The following is a 16,177-nucleotide window of genomic DNA, read 5'->3' as shown; positions in this document are numbered from 1 at the left end:
ACAGATATGCGCAACGACGTGCATAGAGCGGTCATCACCGGCCGATTTGCTTTCGCGGTCGAATAACTCTATTAGCCGATCAGGGATGTTCCGGCCGGGGAATCGGTCGAACGCAATAAATCAGGAAAGCGACGACGCGAATGGAAGATAAGCCCGAACTGCTCGAGATGACCGCAGACATCGTGTCCGCCTATGTGGGCAACAATACAGTCTCGGCCGAGACCCTGCCGTCGCTTATCGCCAGTATCCACGCCGCCTTGTCGGGTGTTTCCAGCGGCCCGGTCGAGGCCGAACCGGAACCCAAGGAACCGGCGGTGCCGATCAGGAAGTCGATCGCGCCCGATTTCCTGATCTGTCTGGAGGACGGCCGCAAGTTCAAGTCGTTGAAGCGTCACCTGCGCACCAAATACGACATGAGCCCCGAAGAATACCGCGCCAAATGGGGTCTGCCCAAAGACTATCCGATGGTCGCCCCCAACTACGCCAAGGCCCGTTCCGAACTGGCCAAGTCGATGGGCCTGGGCCAGGGCGGCCGCAAGCCGGCCCGCACGCCGCGCGTCAAGAAATAAGCCGACGCTCTTCGGTATAGCGACGCCCGCTTCCGCAAGGAGGCGGGCGTTTTGCTTTGGGGCCCGATGTCTCCTCCCGATTTCATGAGTTCCCCACGGGGGGGGGCGGAGACGACGGGGGCTACGCCGCCTGGGCGGTCCGGCGCATCCGCCAGAAGCGCAGGGTCCGCATGGCCGCGTCGCGGGTCAGTTCGCCGTACATCCGACCATAGGCGGCGGCCTTGCCCATCGGATTGTCCTCGGACCCCAGGACGGCGACGGCGTAGGTCAGATAGACGGCGCGGTCCATGTCGGCGGCCTTGCAGACCACCGACAGGGCGTCCAGGTCCTTGCGCTCCACGATGCCGCGCGCGGTGTGGAAGTCGATGTCGGCCAGTTTGGACAGGGCGATCAGGAAGGGCGTGCGGCCGTTCGAGCGCAGGAAGCGGATCAGCACCTGGGGCGTCAGTTGGCCGGCCGCGTGCAGCTCGTTCACATAGGCCAGGTTCTCGGCGTAGTCGGCCGGCAGGGCGCCGTCGTCGGTGGCGACCCGGGTGCGGCCGGCGGCCAGGGCGGCCTCCAGCAGATCGGGATCGAGGCGCGCGTTCTGCTCCAGGATCTGGTGGCGCAGCCGGGCCTCGACGACGAAATACATCTCGTTCAGCAGGTCGACCGGCAGGTTCTGGCGCTCGACGGCGGCGGCGTGCAGCGCCGGATTGACCTTGGCCCGTTCGACGGCCGTCTCGGACGCCGCGCGCGACAGCCGGGCGCCGTCGTTGCGCAGAAGGGCGCCCAGGGTGTCGTCGTCGCCGCGTTCGACGATGATGTCGGACACCGCCTCGGGCACCACGGCGCGGCCGGAGACGGCGCGGAGATGGCCTTGGCCGCGCTGTCGCACGACCCGGATCAGATCGTCGTCGGTCAGGACGGTGGAGCCGCGCAGCACCGGCTCGGCCACCTCCAGCGCGTCGTCGGCCAGGCGGCGGATCAGGCTGTGGGGCGCATTGGGGGCCGTGGCGAACCGGGCGGCCAGTTCGGCGCGGACGGCCTCTTCCATCTCGTCGGACAGCTTGGCCAGGACCGCGCCGTAAAGGGCGGTCTCGCTGGGGCTGTGCTCGGGCGCGCCGAAGAAATGGTTGGTCAGCTCGCGCAGCAGCAGGCGGCGCTTGTCGCTGGATTCCTCGCCGGCCAGGGCGATCAGCTGAGGCAGGCGGGAACCGGAGACGACGGCGGTCTCGACGACGGATCGGTCGTTCATGGCAGGTCGTCGGCCTGGGTCTGGGGCGCGGCGCGCAGGGAACCGTTGGCGTTGCGGATCAGGGCGGGCGGGCCGTCGGGCTGGGCCAGGTCGTTCGACTGGGGCGTCTGGGTCATCTGCACCGGCAGGGCGTCCAGATAGGTCGGCTGGGGCGCGGAGATGGCGTCGGGGTGGCGGCCGGCCTGGCGGTGGACCGAATAGTAGCGGGCGGTCTGTTCGCCGGGCGCCAGCTGGGCCGCCTGCTGCGGCGCGGCCGCAGGCGCCGCCCCGTTCGCCGCGCCGTCCGCCGCGACCCCGGCCTGGGGCCGCATCAGCCGAAAGATGGGGGCGTCGCGGCGCGGGGCCATGGGGTCGGCGGCGGGGGGCGGGGTCTCGGCCCGGGTCTGGGTCTGGTTCTGGACCTGGAGCTGAGCCGGTTCGGCCGCGCTCGGTTGGACGTCGACCGTCTGGACGGGCGCGGGTCGGGGCGCGACCTGTTCTGGGCCCGGCTGGGGGACGGGGGCCTGAATTCGGGCCTGGACCGGAGGCTGGGCGTAGGTCTGGACGGGCGCGGCCGTCGGATAGGCCTGTACCGTCGGATAGGCCTGGGGCGTGGGGGCGGTCCAGGCCGTGGCGGGCGTCAGGCCCCGGCGCGGCGTCTCGACCGAGGCGGCGGGCGGCGGGGACAGCCGGGCCAGGGGCAGGGTGCGGCTGGCGGGCGTGACCACGGGGGCGGTTTCGGCCGGGGCCGGCGCGGGCGACGGGCGCGCCCCCGCCGGCGGCTTGCCCGGCCAGGACAGATAGCGCAGCCCCGCCCCGTTGACGGGCGCCGACTGGGCGGCGGCCGCGCCGGCAAGCGCGCTTGCGGCGGTCAGGACGGCGGCGGGAACGAGGGCGCGGCGCAAAGGCGGCTCTCCGGCTGAGGCTTGTTCAACCGTCAGGATAGGCGTCACCGCTTAATCCCGCGCTAACGCCGCGTCGGGGGGCGCCGCCCGCGTGCGTCAGCCCCGGCCGGGCAGGTAGTTGTCGGTGAAGGCGTCGCGCCAGTTCAACCCGGCGTCATAGACCCCCGCCTTGGACATCGCCTCGAAGAAGGCCTGCCACCGCTCGGCCGTCAGGGCGCCCAGGCCGTAGAGGGCCGCGTCGCCGCCGTCGACCACGCCCCCGTCGCGCAGCCGCTCGCGCGCCTGGTCCAGCCGGGCCTGCGTCATGTCGGGATTGTCCCGGCGGATCAGGGCGTCGCCGGCCGAGGCGTCGCCCCGGATGTAGTCGCGCCAGCCTTCGGCCGAGGCGGCGATGAAGCTGCGCAGGGCCGCGGCGTTGTCGCGCGCGAAGGCGTTGGGCGCCAGGACGACGGCGCCGTAGGACGGATAGCCCTCGTCGGCCAGCAGGAAGACCTTGGGGTCGAAGTCCGCCGCCTGCTCGATCGCATAGGGATCGCTGGTCAAAAAGCCCTGCTGCACCGCGCGCGCATTGGCGATGAAGGGGGCCGGGTCGTAGGCGTAGGGACGCAGTTGGGCGTCGGTGAAGCCATAGGTCGCCTTCAGCCAGACCCAGAAGGTCTCGATCCCCGCCTGGGCCACCAGGAACGGCCGGTCGGCCAGATCGGCGATTGTGCGCAGCGCCGGATCGGGATGGGCCATCAGGATCTGGGGGTCCTTCTGGAAGAAGGCGGCGACCGCCTTCACCGGCGCGCCCGACGCGACCAGGTTCATCGGGGTGAAACTGTTGGAGCCCATGCCCAGTTCGACCGCGCCGGCGGCCAGCAGCTGCGGCACGTTCGCCGCGGGGCCGCCCTGGACGATCTGGACGTTCAGGCCCCGCTTCTCATAGGCCCCGCTCGCCAGGGCCTGGTAGAAGCCGCCATGGTCGGCCTGGGCGCGCCAGTCCAGGGCGAAGCGCAGCCGCACCCGCCCCTGGTCGTCCACCGGCGCCTCGGACCGGCCGCAGGCGCGCAGACCCATCGCCCCGGCCCCGATGGCCGCGGCCCCCGCGACCAGGGCGCGGCGACGGGTCAGGAACCGATTCCCCGATAAGCTCATGCCCCTGATTTACGAGGCGATGGGGGCGTTGGAAAGGCGGGGCGTCAGTCCGCGCTCGCGGTTCCCGTCGAGGCGTCTCCGCCGGGCAGGCTTTCGGGCATAAGGTAGCGCACCGGCACGACGCAACGGACGCCGGCGTTGAAGGCGGGGGTCGCGGTGCTGTTCTGGACCATCCGGCGCGCATCGTCGCCGAATGCGGCGGCGGGTTGCGACTCGACCACCTCGACATTGCCCAAGGCGCCCCAGGGCGCGATGTCGAAGCGGATCAAGGCCCAGCCCTCGATGCTGCGCTGGCTGAAGGCGGCGGGATAGATCGGCTCGCGCCGCGCCTTGAACCGCTGGCCGATCTCGGCCGGGCAGTTCTGCAGCGGGTCTTCGCGTTGATGGGCGGGCGTGATCGGCGGCGCGGCCAGGGGCTGGCCCCAGCGATAATAGTTGGCGACGCAGCCCTTGCGCGCAGGCCCCGGGCGGGCGGCGCTGTCGGAAATGGCGCGTCGCGTCTCGGCGTCGAGATCGGCGTCGCCCGAAGAGCCCAGGGTCTCGACCTCGGTGGTCTTGCCCTCGGCGTCTATGTTCCAGCGCACCACGGTCCAGGCGCGCGAGCCCGGCGCGGGGCGGCGTCCCGTCATGAAGTCGGGATATGAGACGAACTTCGGCAGCCGTCCGCCCCAGCGATCGCCGCAGTCCGCGCCTTCGCCGCCCAGGCGCAAGGCCACAGCTTCGCGGATCGGGCGGGCCGTCTGGCCCATGGCGAACAGTTTCATCAGGTCCGCGGTCTCGGCTTCAGCGAGGGCATGGGTGCGCCAGCTCAGGGTCAGGCGGCATCCGTCGCGTTTCCCGGCGGGAAAGCGCCAGCCGGCCAGCACGGCCTGAAGCCCGGCGCTATCGGCGGCGCCCACGGGCGCGGTGGACGGCTGGACGGGGCGGATGTTCAGGGGGCGACCGTCCGCGTCGATGTCGAAATCCATCAGACCGTCGCCGATCCGGCCCATTCTCGGAGATGGCGAGAAGGCGGTGGGCGCGAATTGCTCGGCCTGGACCGGCTGAACCGCCACGCCGTCGCAGCGCGCCTCGGCAGACGGCGTATTGACCACCATCGCCTCCGGCCGATCCGTGTCTCTCGCCGCCGGCATGATCACGGGCGGACCCAGATATTCGACGCGGTCCTGCGCCGCGGCGGGCGAGGCGATCAGGACGAGGGCGGGCAGGAGGGCGGCGCGCATGGGTGTCTCCATCTGCACCTGATGGATGCAGGGCGGACGGGGTCTGTCTAGCCCGATTGTGTGACAAAGGCGGCGTGGCGCGGCCCCAATTGAGCGAGGGGACGAAGCGTTCGGGCGGACCCGTCTGCTTCGTCCCCTCGCCAAGTCCGGGTTGGACTTGGCCGTTCGGGTCAGGACCTCGGCCTGGGCGTCGTCGCGGGCGAACCCGAAAGGACGGTCGGCTGTATCCTGTCGCGCTCCTGGTCTTGGGTCCGATGCGGCATTGCGACTGCATCGTCCGTCGATCCCGATCCGGTTCCTCTTTCCCTCGTCGATCCGAAGACCGTCGAAAGATCGAAGCCTTGATCCCGCCTGTCGCCCGTTACGATCCGAAGACCGCCCGAAGCTCCGGGTCGGAGAGCCGGGCCGGTTCGCTCGACGTCCGGGGTCTCCCCCGGATTTCCGCGCCGCCGTGTCCCTTGGCCTGTTGACGTTCCGACGAAACCGGCTATGAGGCAAGCGCCCGATTTCGCCCCGATGTGCACCAACGGCCCGGCGGCGGTGGACAAGCCTGTTAATATCGGTGGACGGATCGAATTCGCGGTTGCGGATCAGCGGTTTGAATTGTCCACAAGAAGCCTGCGGCCCTGGCCGTGTCGAGATGATCCGCGGGTCCGCCGCTGCAACGACTTCGGGGGATGCGGGTTCTGTTTGATCGGCGATGCGGGTCCAAGGGGAGCTCCATGTCCGCCACTGTGTCTGGAGGCGCCTTGTCCATCGGCTTTGATCGCGATCAGCTGACGCAGATGTTCGCCCATGCGCCCGGTTTCATGGCGCTGCTGGTCGGACCCGACCATCGGTTCGAACTGACCAATCCCAACTATCAGAAGCTGATCGGCCATCGCGACGTGCTGGGACGACCTCTGGTCGAGGTGCTGGCCGATGCGGTGGACCAGGGCTATCTGGACCTGCTGGACCAGGTCTATCGCACGGGCGAGGCGCATCGGGCCGAAAGCGCCTTCTACGCCGTCCAGGCCGCGCCGGGCGGCGAGGTCAGGGACTGCTACGTCGACTTCGTGTTCCAGCCGCTGAAGGACGCGACGGGGCGGGTATGGGGCGTTTTCGTCCAGGGCGTCGACGTCACGGCGCGGTTCCAGGCCGACCAGGCCCTGGCGCTGAGCGAGGCCCGTTACAGCGCCCTGTTCGCCGCCATGGCGACCGGCTTCTGCCTGATCGAGATGAGGTTCGACGCGGACGACCGCCCCGTCGACTACAAGATCCTGGAAGGCAATGCGGCTTTCGAGGAGATGACCGGCCTGGTCGATCCCTACGGCAAATGGGTCAGCGAAATCGCGCCGGGCCTGGAGCGGCACTGGTTCGAGCTGTACGGGCGGGTGGCGCGCACCGGCGAGCCCGCCCGGTTCGAGAACCCGGCCGACATCTTCGGGCGGTGGTACGACGTTCAGGCGCTGCGGATCGGCCCGCCCGACGCCGGCCAGGTCGCGATCCTGTTCAACAACATCACCGAGCGCAAACAGAGCGAGGCGCGCCAGAACGCCCTGCTGGAGCTGAGCGACGCCATTCGCGACCTGACCGACGCCGGCGACATCGCCCAGGCCTCGGCCGAGGTCCTGGCCCGGACCATGGGGGTCAGCCGCGCCGGATACGGCACGGTCGACACGGTCGGCGAGACCATCACCATCGAGCGCGACTTCAACCAGCCGGGCGTGGCCAGCATCGCCGGAACCCTGGCCTTCCGCGAGCATGGATCGTACATCGACGACATCAAGCGCGGCGAGACGGTCGTGATCGCCGACGTCGCCCAGGACCCGCGCACGGCCGCCACGGCCGAGGTGCTGAAACGCATCAGCGCCGGCTCCTTCGTCAACATGCCGCTGATGGAGCAGGGCCGGGTCGTGGCTATGGTGTTCGTCAACAACGCCACCCCGCGCGCCTATGGCGACAGCGACCTGCGGCTGATGCGCGAGGTGGCGGAACGGGTGCGGCTGGCCACCGAGCGCGCCCGCAGCGAGGCCGCCCTGCGCGACAGCGAGGCCCAGTTCCGGGTCTTCGCCCAGGCCACGCCGAACCAGATCTGGGCCAGCTGGGCGGACGGGTCGCTGTACTGGTTCAACCCGCAGGTCTACGCCTATAGCGGCCTGGGCCAGGGCGAACTGAACGGGATCGACGCCTGGGCCCGGATCGTGCATCCCGACGACCTGGCGCGCGTGGCCGAGAGCTGGTCCCGATCGCTGGCCAGCGGCCAGGTCTATGAGGCCGAATTCCGCATCCGCCGCCACGACGGGGCCTACCGCACCTTCATGTCGCGCGCCGAGCCGGTCCATGACGAGGAGGGCCGGATCACCCGCTGGGTCGGCTCCAACATCGACATCGAGGACCTGCGGCGCCAGGCGGCCGAACTGGCGCGCTTCAACGAGACGCTGGAAGACCAGGTCGCCGAGCGCACCAGCGCCCTGATGCAGGCCGAGGAGGCGCTGCGCCAGAGCCAGAAGATGGAGGCGGTCGGCCAGCTGACCGGCGGCATCGCCCACGACTTCAACAATCTGCTGGCCGGCATCACCGGCAGCCTGGAGATCATCGGCAACCGCATCGCCCAGGGGCGGTTCAACGACGTGGAGCGGTTCGCGGCGGCGGCGCAAGGGGCGGCCAAGCGGGCGGCGGCCCTGACGCACCGGCTGCTGGCCTTTTCGCGCCGCCAGACGCTGGACCCCAAGCCGACCGACCCCAACCGCCTGATCCGCGGCATGGAGGAGCTGATCCGGCGAACCACCGGGCCGGGCGTCCATCTGGAGGTCGTGGCCGGGGCCGGTCTGTGGCCCGTGCTGGTCGACGCCCATCAGCTGGAGAACGCCGTCCTGAACCTGTGCATCAATGCGCGCGACGCCATGCCCGACGGCGGGCGGCTGACCATCGAGACCGGCAACCGCTGGATCGACGCGCGCGCGGCCAAGGTCCAGGACCTGGAGCCGGGGCAGTATGTCTCCATCTGCGTCAGCGACACGGGCGGCGGCATGGCCCCCGAGGTCGCGGCGCGGGCGTTCGAACCCTTCTTCACCACCAAGCCGCTGGGCGAGGGGACGGGGCTGGGGCTGTCGATGATCTATGGCTTCGTGCGCCAGTCCGGCGGGCAGGTGCGCATCTATTCCGAGCCGGGGCAGGGGGCGATGATCTGCCTTTATCTGCCCCGCCACCTGGGCGAGGTCGAGGAGGGCGAGCCGGTTCCCGAGATCGCGGAGGCGCCGCGCGCCCTGGCCGGCGAGACGGTCATGGTCGTGGACGACGAGCCGACGGTGCGGATGCTGGTCGCCGAAATCCTGCACGAACTGGGCTATCAGTGCATCGAGGCGTCGGACGGGGTGACGGGGCTGAAGCTGTTGCAGTCCGGGGCGCGGATCGACCTGCTGGTGACGGACGTGGGCCTGCCGGGCGGGATGAACGGGCGCCAGATGGCGGATGCGGCGCGGCTGGACCGGCCGGACCTGAAGGTGCTGTTCATCACCGGCTACGCCGAGAACGCCGTGGTCGGCAACGGCCACCTGGACCCCGGCATGCACGTCATGACCAAGCCCTTCGCCATGGAGGCCCTGGGCGGGCGCATACGCGAACTGATCGAAAGCTAGGGGGCCGCGCGCCCTTCGTCAGTCCCCGAGCCGGGCGTCCAGCCAGGTGCGGATGGCGCGGCGGGCGCCCCGGGCGGCGGGGCCGCCGAAATGCAGGAATCCGTGCGGGACCTGGGGCGCGCGGATCAGATCGGCCTCGGACGCCTCGCCCCAGCGGGTCGCCATCAGAAGACTGTCCTCGAACAGGGGGTCGTATTCGCCGGCCAGGAACAGGGCGGGCGGCAGGCCGGTCAGGTCGGCATACAGAGGCGAGACGTCGGGCTGGCGCAGGCCCGCCTCGTCGCGGTCGGGGGCCAGGCGGGCCAGGTCGGCCCGCATGGTCGGGCCGTCGAACAGCAGGGTCTCCGGGCCCGCCGACCGCACGCTCTCGGTCCCCGACAGGTCGAAGACGCCGTAGACGAAGACGCAGCCCTTCACCAGGTCGATCAGCCCCCGGTCGCGCAGGGCGACGGCGGTCAGGGCGGCCAGATGCCCGCCGGCGGATTCGCCCGCGATGAACAGGGTCGCGGCGCCCAGCCGGTCGACGTTGGTCACGGTCCAGTAGGCGGCGGCCAGGCAGTCGGCGATGGCGGCGTCGATATAGACCTGGCGACGTTCGGACAGCAGGCGGTAGTCGACCGAGACGACGCAGAAGCCGTGATGCGCCAGATGGGCGTTCAGCCGGTCGTTCAGACCCGCGCTGCCCAGCACCCAGCCCCCGCCGTGAATGTCCAGGATGACGGCGCGGGGGGTTCCGCTGGGGTGCAGGATGCGCAAGGGGACGGGATGATCGCCATCGGTCTGGACGATCTCGACCGTGACGCCGCGCTTCTTCAGGCGGGGGGTGGTGACGCGCCCGGCCGCCGCATCCAGCCACAGCGACAGCCGCTGGCCCGCATCGATGCGCCAGCCGTCGGTGCGCAGGCGGGGCGCGCGGGCCAGGGCGGCGTTGATGCGCCGCACGGCCGCCTCTTGAGGCGGGGCGAAGTCGACGATGTGGGTGCGCAGGGTCATGAAGCGTGAGTGTGCGTCGGCGGGTTTAGTTTCAAGGGGCCGAAGCCCGCTTTCATAGACCGTCACCCTCGGGCTGTCCCCGCGGCCGGACGCAGGCCATCAGGCGCGCAACTGGTCCAGCAGGCTTTCGCCGTCCCATTCGCCCCAGCGCGCGGCGATCCGGCCGTCGCGGCAGTGCAGCATCTCCAGGCCGCGAAAGTCCAGGGTCAGGCCGGTCGCCGCAACGCCCATGAAGGGTGCGGCATGGCGGCCCGTGGCGGACCAGCGCACGACGACCTTGGCGGCGGCCTCGTCTATGACCAGATCCTCGATGCGGGCATGGAAATCGGGAAAGGCGCGGTAGAGGGCGGCGACGCCGTCGCGGAAGCCTTCGCGGGTGGACGGGCGCCCGGCGGCGGCGTGATCGACGAAGTCCGGCGTGTGCAGGGCGGTGAAATCGACCAGGTCGGCGCCCTGCCAGAAGGTCATCCAGCGACCGGCCAGAGCGTCGAGTTCGCTGCGGCTCATGTCGCCAGCGCAGCCTTCTTCTCTTCCAGCTCCAGCCATTCCATTTCGGCGGATTCCAGGTCGGCGCGGGCCTTTTCGGCGGCCTTCATGGCGGCGTCGAAGGCCTTGGGGTCGCGGGCGTAGAGGGTGGGGTCGGCCAGGGTCGCGTCGTGTTTGGCGATGACCGCGGGCAGCGCATCGATCAGGGATTCCAGCTCCTTCAGGCGGTGGGCGTCCTTGAAGGAGAGTTTGGCGGTCTTCTTGGGGGCGACGGCGGGCGGGGCCGCCTCGGCGGCGCGCTGGGCGGCGGCCTTGTCCTGGGGGCGGGGGTTGGCGCCGGGCTGGAGGAAGCCGGGGTTCTGGCGGATGAAGTCGGTCCAGCCGCCGGGGGTCTCGACGATGTCGCCGCGCCCGTTCAGGGCCAGGGTCGAGGTTGACAGGCGGTCGATGAAGTCGCGGTCGTGGGACACCAGGATCAGGGTGCCGTCATAACCCTCCAACAGCTCCTCCAGCTTGTCCAGCGTGTCCATGTCCAGGTCGTTGGTCGGTTCGTCCAGCACCAGCAGATTGGCCGGCTTGGCCAGGGCGCGGGCCAGCAACAGCCGGTTGCGCTCGCCCCCCGACAGGGTCGAGATCGGCTGGCGCAGCTGGGCCTCGGAGAAGAGGAAGTCCTTGGCGTAGGCGGCGACGTGCTTGGACACGCCGCGCACGAGAATGCTGTCGCCGCCGCCCGGCGTCAGGGCGTCCCACAGGGTCATGTCGGACTTCAGCCCCTCGCGCGACTGGTCCAGATAGACGGGCTCCAGATTGGCGCCCATGCGCACCGTGCCCTCGTCCGGGGCCAGTTCGCCCAGCAGGGTCTTGACCAGGGTGGTCTTGCCCGCCCCGTTGGGACCGACGATGCCCAGGCGGTCGCCGCGGATGATGCGGGTGGTCAGGTTCTTGAACAGGGTGCGGCCGCCAAAGCCCTTCGAGACGTGCTTGATCTCGGCGACCAGCTTGCCCGAGGTCGCGCCGGAATCGACGCCCAGGGACAGTTCGCGCGGGACGTCCTTCATCTTCTCGGCGCGCTCGGCGCGGAGCGCCTGGAGCGAGCGGGCGCGGCCTTCGTTACGGCTGCGGCGGGCGGTGATGGAGGAGTAGAAGGTGGCGGTCTCGCGCTCGATGGTCTTGGTCAGGCGGCGCAGGGATTCGGCCTCTTCCTCCAGCACCTTGGTCGACCATTCGTCGAACTGGACGAAGCCCTTGTTCAGGGTGCGGACGCGGCGGCCTTCCAGCCAGTGGACGGTGTCGGTGACGCGGTTCAGGAAGGCGCGGTCGTGGCTGACGACCAGCAAGGCGAACCGGGCCGAGATCAACTCGTTCTCCAGCAGCTCGATGGCCAGGATGTCGAGGTGGTTGGTCGGCTCGTCCAGCAGCAGCAGGTCGGGCTCTTCGGCGAAGGCCTTGGCCAGGGCGGCGCGGCGGGTCTCGCCGCCCGACAGCCCCTGGGTGGACTTGGCCGGGTCCAGGCCGAAGGTGGCCAGCCAGGCCTCGGCGGTCCAGCTTTCGGCCTCGCCGGCCGAGGCGTAGTCGAGCAGGGTCCACTCCTTCGTCGCCCTATCGCTTGCGCTACTTGAGGGCGGGCTGAGATCCGGCTCTTGCGGCACATAGGCGAAGCGGACAGCGGATTGGACCGAGCGGTCGCCGCTGTCCGGCTCGACCAGGCCCATGACGACCTTCATCAGGGTGGACTTGCCCGCGCCGTTGCGCCCCACCAGGGCGGCGCGGCTGCGCGGTTCGACCGCCAGGTCGACGCCGTCGAAAAGGGGGCGCTGGCCGTCCTGGAGGCGGACGTCCTTGAGCGCGACGAGAGGGGGTCTGGCTGCCATGGGCGGGCATATAGCGATAGACCGGCGCTTCGGCCATCGGCGTTGACGCTTTGGGCCGGACCGGCTGTAGGTGGGGCGATGGGCGAACGAGGCGCGGCATGAGCATGATCACCTGGGCGGCGCTGCTGGGCGCCATCGCGCTGGAGGTGGCGGGGACCAGCCTGCTGCAGGCCTCGCAGCAGTTCACGCGGGCCTGGCCGACGGCGGGGATGGCGGCCTGCTACGGCCTGGCCTTCTATCTGCTGTCGATCGCCCTGCGGCAGATGCCGGTGGGGATCGCCTATGCGATCTGGAGCGGGCTGGGGGTGGTGCTGATCTCGGTCGTCGGGGCGGCGGTCTTCCGCCAGAGACTGGACCTGCCGGCGATGGCGGGGCTGGCCATGATCGTGGGCGGGGTGGTGGTCATCAACCTGTTCTCCAAGACCGTGGGGCATTGAGGCCGCGACAGCGCCCGAATGGGCGCGTAAGAGGCGCGCCATGCAAGCCTATTGGGAAACCAAGACCCTGGACGAGATGACGCCGGCCGAGTGGGAGGGGCTGTGCGACGGGTGCGGGCTGTGCTGCGTGATCCGCTTCGAGGACGAGGATACGGGCGAGGTCGTTCCGACGCGGGTGCACTGCAAGCTGTTCGATTCCAAGGCCTGTTCCTGCTCGGACTACGCCAACCGCAAGGCGCAGGTGCCGGACTGCATCAAGCTGACGCCGCAGAACATCGAGGCCCTGGAATGGATGCCGAAATCCTGCGCCTATCGCCGGCTGCACGAGGGGCGGACGCTGGCGAAATGGCATCACCTGATCTCGGGCAGCCGCGAGACGGTGCATACGGCCGGGGTGTCGGTGCGGGGGCAGACGATTTCGGAACTGGACCTGGCCGAACCGGAGGACGCGCTGGACTTCGAGGCGCCGGAATGGGCGGTCGAACGGGGCCGCGAACGATAGGTTCACGCCCGCAACCCGCGCGATGTCGCTGGTTGAAATTCCGATAAAACAACCGGTTGTCAAATTATCTGGGCCTTCTTCCGGCCTGAGGACGCTGGTGCGCTATGGTTCGGACATGGCGGGAAATCGGGACGACGAAGAGGGCGGGCGCGGCGGTGCGGCGAACCGCGACGCGGGCGGGGCCGCGGCCTGCGCCGGGTGGCTGGAGCCGCTGTTTCTGAAGATGAAGGCCAAGATCGAAGCGGCGGTCGAGACGGTGTGCGACACGGACATGTCCGAGCCCGCCGCCGCCGAGAAGACCGCGCGCCAGATCGGCGTGATCGCGCGATCGGCCAGGGCGGTCGAGGCGCTGCGCCTGCTGTGCCTGAGCGAGGATGAAGAGGACGAGATGGGTGGACGAACCTACGACCCCGCAGAAGACGAGCGAATCCGACAGGAACTGGTCGTCGAGCACGCGAGGCTTGATCGGATTCTGGAAGAAAAGAACGCCGAAGCTGCTGAAAGAGCACGGGCTAAGGCTGCATCGCAGCCACTGCCGGATAGCCAAGCATCAGTTTACGCCGACCGACGATGATCTGCGCACCTGGCTGCTTCTGGGCGGCCGGGGCTCGGGCAAGACCTTCGCCGGGTCGGTCTGGATCGACATCATGGCGCGCGAACTGCCCGGCGTCACCCTGGCCCTGGTCGGTCCCGCCCTGCACGACGTGCGCGAGGTGATGGTGGAGGGAGCGTCGGGGATCAAGGCCCTGGCGGAGCCGGGCGACCGGCCGCGCTGGGAGGCGGGGCGGCGTCGGCTGGTGTGGCGCAATCAGTCGGCCGCCTATGCGTTTTCGGCCGAGGACCCGGACAGTCTGAGAGGACCGCAGTTTCATGCGGCCTGGGCCGACGAGTTCTGCGCCTGGCGCCGGCCGGACCTGGTGCTGTCGAACCTGAGGTTCGGCCTGCGTCTGGGGACCGAGCCGCTGCTGGCGGTGACGACGACGCCCCGGCCGATCCCGGCGCTGCGCAGGCTGATGGCCGAGGCCGGGACGGTGACGGAGCGGGCGGCGACGGCGCTGAACGCGGAAAACCTGTCGCCCGGATTTCTGGCGCATCTGACCGACGTCTATGGCGGGACGCGGCTGGCGGCGCAGGAGCTGGAGGGGCTGGTGGTCGAGGGCGAGGGCGCCCTGTTCTCCATCGAGGAACTGAGGCGGGCCAGGGGCGCGCGGCCCCCCGAACTGGACCGGGTGGTCGTGGCGGTCGATCCGCCTGCGACGGCGCGGGGCGACGCCTGCGGCATAGTGGTGGTCGGGCGAAAGGACGGACGGGCCTTCGTCCTGGCCGACCGGACGGTCCGGGGACGTTCGCCCAGCGGCTGGGCGGCGGCGGTCTGTCAGGCGGCGCGCGATTTCGAGGCGCAGGAGGTGATCGCCGAGGGCAACCAGGGCGGCGACATGGTGCGCGCGGTCCTGGGGGCAAGCGACTGCCCGGCCAGGATCGAAATGGTCCACGCCTCGCGCTCCAAGGCCGCGCGGGCCGAGCCGGTGGCGCTGCTCTACGAACAGGGGCGGGTGATCCACTGCGAGGCCTTTTCGGCCCTGGAGGAGGAGATGCTGGCCCTGGGGTCCGAGGGCGGACCCAGCCCGGACCGGGCCGACGCCCTGGTCTGGGGGATCACGCGACTGATGCTGGAGCCGCGCGCGGCGGGGCCGTGGGTGCGCGGTTTCTAGAGGTCGTTTCCCTCTCCGCAGGGAGGGAGAATTTGTTGGAACAGGAGAAGACGATATGCCGGCTATTCCAGAGCGGGACGGATTGCTGACGCATGGGCGCGAGGCCGGGGGACCGGCCAGGCGGGCGGTCGCGGCGGCGCCCAGCGATACGGCGGATCTGAACGCCTACGCCAAGGCGCTGTATGTCGGGGCGGCGGGCAATGTCCGTGTACTGACGGTTGGGGCCGAGGACGGGGAGGCCGTGACCTTCGCCAATCATCCGGTCGGCTGGCTGCCGGTGCAGGTCCGGCGCGTGCTGGCGACCGGCACGACGGCGACCCAGATCGTGGCGGTCTTCGACTGATGCCGGGGGTGGAGGTCGGGCCGGCGTCGGCGGCGCCGGGCGGGGTGCTGGGCCGTGCAGGGTTCGCCGTCGCCGACCTGCCCGCCTGGTCGGCGGCGGTGCGGACCATGCAGGCGGGCGGGCGCGAGGCGCGGCTGCTGTGCATCGGCGACAGCGTGACCCAGGGGTTCGGCGCCGTGTCGGGCGGCTGGACGCCCAACGGGCGGGCCGGGGCCTGGCCCGAGCGGCTGGCGGTGCTGATGAGTGGGCGGGGCCTGCCGGCCTGGGCGGCGTCGGTCGCCGGGGCGGGGACGGCGGATGCGGCCGCCGGGGGCTATCCGGCCTATGATCCGCGCGTGACCCTGGGCGCCGGATGGAGCGTCAACGCCCTGACGGGGATGGGCGGCAAACTGTTTTCCGGCGCGGCGGGGTCGGGCGGGGGCTGGAGCTTTCAGCCCGATACGACGGCGGACCGGTTCGACCTGTGGGCCGTGACCAATACGGCGCTGGGGGTCTTGACGGTCGAGACCGACGGCGTCGTGCGCGCCACGATCGCTACGACCAAGGCGGCGGGAATGGAGATCGCGACCGTCGCCTTCCCCGAGACCGGCGGGCCGGTGACGGTGCGCTGGGCCTCGGGCGGGGCGGTGTTCGTAGCGGGCGGGGTCGCCTGGCGCGCGGACGTCAGGCGGGCGCGGGTGATCAACGCCGGGTGGGGCGGGTCGAAGGCGGCGGACTGGACCACGACGGACCAGCCGTACAGGGCCTATGGCGCGCTGCCGGTCGTCGCGCCGGATCTGACGGTGGTCTGTCTGACGATCAACGACTGGAACGCGGGGACGGCGGTCGCGACCTACAAGACCCAGCTGGGGCTGTTGATCGACCGGGCGTTGGCGAGCGGCGACGTGCTGCTGATGACCGGCTGTCCGTCCGATCCGGCCCAGGGCAAGGCCGGCTACGCCGCGCAGGGGGCGATACGCGACGCGGCGTTCGAGGTGGCGGCGGCCAAGGGGCTGGCGACGCCCATCGACGGGGCGGCCCTGTTCGGCGGGATCTTCGACGGAGGGCTGATGTTCGATGCGGTCCATCCCAATGCAGCGGGCCAGGCCCTGATCGCCGAGGCCGTGCGGGCGCGCGTGATGATCTGAGGTTGTCGGTCCCTCGCGCCCGGTGTTAACCGTGGC

Annotated in this window: 15 protein-coding genes; 8 read left to right on the top strand and 7 right to left on the bottom strand. The window is 70.5% G+C overall.

Annotation, left to right across the window (positions count from 1 at the left end; genetic code table 11):
* The first annotated feature begins 140 nt into the window (after window positions 1-140).
* Window positions 141-569: a Ros/MucR family transcriptional regulator gene (locus AC0L6G_RS08630; protein ID WP_291538695.1), complete on the top strand. Its 429-nt coding sequence runs from the start codon at window positions 141-143 to the stop codon at window positions 567-569.
* 121 nt (window positions 570-690) lie between these two features.
* Here AC0L6G_RS08630 and AC0L6G_RS08625 read toward each other — a convergent pair whose 3' ends face one another.
* The 4 genes from AC0L6G_RS08625 to AC0L6G_RS08610 all read right to left on the bottom strand — a co-directional run bounded on the left by AC0L6G_RS08625 (window position 691) and on the right by AC0L6G_RS08610 (window position 5,050).
* Window positions 691-1,806: a DUF2336 domain-containing protein gene (locus AC0L6G_RS08625; RefSeq protein ID WP_293828527.1), complete on the bottom strand. Its 1,116-nt coding sequence runs from the start codon at window positions 1,804-1,806 to the stop codon at window positions 691-693.
* The gene (locus AC0L6G_RS08620) at window positions 1,803-2,690 is read right to left on the bottom strand and encodes a hypothetical protein (protein ID WP_473251916.1); all 888 of its coding nucleotides are present in this window, start codon (window positions 2,688-2,690) and stop codon (window positions 1,803-1,805) included. The genes AC0L6G_RS08625 and AC0L6G_RS08620 overlap by 4 nt, the downstream gene beginning before the upstream one ends.
* A gap of 96 nt (window positions 2,691-2,786) precedes the next feature.
* A complete protein-coding gene (locus AC0L6G_RS08615; RefSeq protein WP_293828632.1) occupies window positions 2,787-3,827 on the bottom strand; it encodes an ABC transporter substrate-binding protein in 1,041 nt (346 codons plus the stop codon).
* Between the two features lie 44 nt (window positions 3,828-3,871).
* Complete coding sequence (locus tag AC0L6G_RS08610) at window positions 3,872-5,050, bottom strand: TonB family protein (RefSeq protein WP_293828634.1); 1,179 nt, start codon at window positions 5,048-5,050, stop codon at window positions 3,872-3,874.
* Window positions 5,051-5,772: 722 nt separating this feature from the next.
* Here AC0L6G_RS08610 and AC0L6G_RS08605 point away from each other — a divergent pair.
* Entirely contained in the window at window positions 5,773-8,670 is a 2,898-nt protein-coding gene (locus AC0L6G_RS08605; protein ID WP_293828636.1) for a PAS domain S-box protein, read from the top strand.
* A gap of 18 nt (window positions 8,671-8,688) precedes the next feature.
* On the opposite strand, the gene AC0L6G_RS08600 is transcribed toward AC0L6G_RS08605, so the two are convergent.
* The 3 genes from AC0L6G_RS08600 to AC0L6G_RS08590 form a co-directional block, all read right to left on the bottom strand.
* Window positions 8,689-9,663 (bottom strand): alpha/beta hydrolase fold domain-containing protein, encoded by a 975-nt coding sequence (locus AC0L6G_RS08600; protein WP_293828638.1) that lies wholly within the window; start codon window positions 9,661-9,663, stop codon window positions 8,689-8,691.
* 99 nt (window positions 9,664-9,762) lie between these two features.
* Window positions 9,763-10,170: an ester cyclase gene (locus AC0L6G_RS08595; RefSeq protein ID WP_293828640.1), complete on the bottom strand. Its 408-nt coding sequence runs from the start codon at window positions 10,168-10,170 to the stop codon at window positions 9,763-9,765.
* Entirely contained in the window at window positions 10,167-12,020 is a 1,854-nt protein-coding gene (locus AC0L6G_RS08590) for an ABC-F family ATP-binding cassette domain-containing protein (RefSeq protein ID WP_473251915.1), read from the bottom strand. The genes AC0L6G_RS08595 and AC0L6G_RS08590 overlap by 4 nt, the downstream gene beginning before the upstream one ends.
* A gap of 98 nt (window positions 12,021-12,118) precedes the next feature.
* Here AC0L6G_RS08590 and AC0L6G_RS08585 point away from each other — a divergent pair, with 98 nt between their 5' ends.
* From AC0L6G_RS08585 to AC0L6G_RS08560, 6 genes are read left to right on the top strand one after another with little or no spacing between them, the layout of a single operon-like run.
* Window positions 12,119-12,457, top strand: coding sequence for a DMT family transporter (locus tag AC0L6G_RS08585; RefSeq protein ID WP_293828771.1), 339 nt, complete (start codon window positions 12,119-12,121; stop codon window positions 12,455-12,457).
* A gap of 40 nt (window positions 12,458-12,497) precedes the next feature.
* Window positions 12,498-12,959 carry a YcgN family cysteine cluster protein gene (locus AC0L6G_RS08580; protein ID WP_293828773.1) on the top strand — a complete coding sequence of 154 codons (462 nt, stop codon included), beginning with the start codon at window positions 12,498-12,500 and terminating at the stop codon, window positions 12,957-12,959.
* Between the two features lie 22 nt (window positions 12,960-12,981).
* The gene (locus tag AC0L6G_RS08575) at window positions 12,982-13,533 is read left to right on the top strand and encodes a hypothetical protein (protein ID WP_293828775.1); all 552 of its coding nucleotides are present in this window, start codon (window positions 12,982-12,984) and stop codon (window positions 13,531-13,533) included.
* Window positions 13,421-14,671 (top strand): DNA-packaging protein, encoded by a 1,251-nt coding sequence (locus AC0L6G_RS08570; protein ID WP_473251914.1) that lies wholly within the window; start codon window positions 13,421-13,423, stop codon window positions 14,669-14,671. The genes AC0L6G_RS08575 and AC0L6G_RS08570 overlap by 113 nt, the downstream gene beginning before the upstream one ends.
* 55 nt (window positions 14,672-14,726) lie before the next feature.
* On the top strand, window positions 14,727-15,014 hold the full coding sequence (locus tag AC0L6G_RS08565) for a spike base protein, RCAP_Rcc01079 family (protein WP_293828779.1): 288 nt from the start codon (window positions 14,727-14,729) through the stop codon (window positions 15,012-15,014).
* Window positions 15,014-16,141, top strand: coding sequence for an SGNH/GDSL hydrolase family protein (locus AC0L6G_RS08560; RefSeq protein WP_473251913.1), 1,128 nt, complete (start codon window positions 15,014-15,016; stop codon window positions 16,139-16,141). Before AC0L6G_RS08565 ends, AC0L6G_RS08560 begins: the two co-directional genes overlap by 1 nt.
* The last annotated feature ends 36 nt before the right edge of the window (window positions 16,142-16,177 follow it).

The organism is Brevundimonas sp. D3-1P (assembly GCF_055809335.1).
Note: the sequence above shows the minus strand (reverse complement) of the source record. Positions and strands in the feature narration are given on the sequence as shown.

Excerpts from the sequence above, each read along its gene's own strand:
- AC0L6G_RS08590 (WP_473251915.1), bottom strand. The coding sequence starts at position 12,020 with ATGGCAGCCAGACCCCCTCTCGTCGCGCTCAAGGACGTCCGCCTCCAG.
- AC0L6G_RS08575 (WP_293828775.1), top strand. The coding sequence starts at position 12,982 with ATGTCGCTGGTTGAAATTCCGATAAAACAACCGGTTGTCAAATTATCT.
- AC0L6G_RS08595 (WP_293828640.1), bottom strand. The coding sequence starts at position 10,170 with ATGAGCCGCAGCGAACTCGACGCTCTGGCCGGTCGCTGGATGACCTTC.
- AC0L6G_RS08610 (WP_293828634.1), bottom strand. The coding sequence starts at position 5,050 with ATGCGCGCCGCCCTCCTGCCCGCCCTCGTCCTGATCGCCTCGCCCGCC.
- AC0L6G_RS08605 (WP_293828636.1), top strand. The coding sequence starts at position 5,773 with ATGTCCGCCACTGTGTCTGGAGGCGCCTTGTCCATCGGCTTTGATCGC.
- AC0L6G_RS08615 (WP_293828632.1), bottom strand. The coding sequence starts at position 3,827 with ATGAGCTTATCGGGGAATCGGTTCCTGACCCGTCGCCGCGCCCTGGTC.
- AC0L6G_RS08585 (WP_293828771.1), top strand. The coding sequence starts at position 12,119 with ATGAGCATGATCACCTGGGCGGCGCTGCTGGGCGCCATCGCGCTGGAG.
- AC0L6G_RS08565 (WP_293828779.1), top strand. The coding sequence starts at position 14,727 with ATGCCGGCTATTCCAGAGCGGGACGGATTGCTGACGCATGGGCGCGAG.
- AC0L6G_RS08630 (WP_291538695.1), top strand. The coding sequence starts at position 141 with ATGGAAGATAAGCCCGAACTGCTCGAGATGACCGCAGACATCGTGTCC.
- AC0L6G_RS08580 (WP_293828773.1), top strand. The coding sequence starts at position 12,498 with ATGCAAGCCTATTGGGAAACCAAGACCCTGGACGAGATGACGCCGGCC.
- AC0L6G_RS08560 (WP_473251913.1), top strand. The coding sequence starts at position 15,014 with ATGCCGGGGGTGGAGGTCGGGCCGGCGTCGGCGGCGCCGGGCGGGGTG.
- AC0L6G_RS08600 (WP_293828638.1), bottom strand. The coding sequence starts at position 9,663 with ATGACCCTGCGCACCCACATCGTCGACTTCGCCCCGCCTCAAGAGGCG.
- AC0L6G_RS08625 (WP_293828527.1), bottom strand. The coding sequence starts at position 1,806 with ATGAACGACCGATCCGTCGTCGAGACCGCCGTCGTCTCCGGTTCCCGC.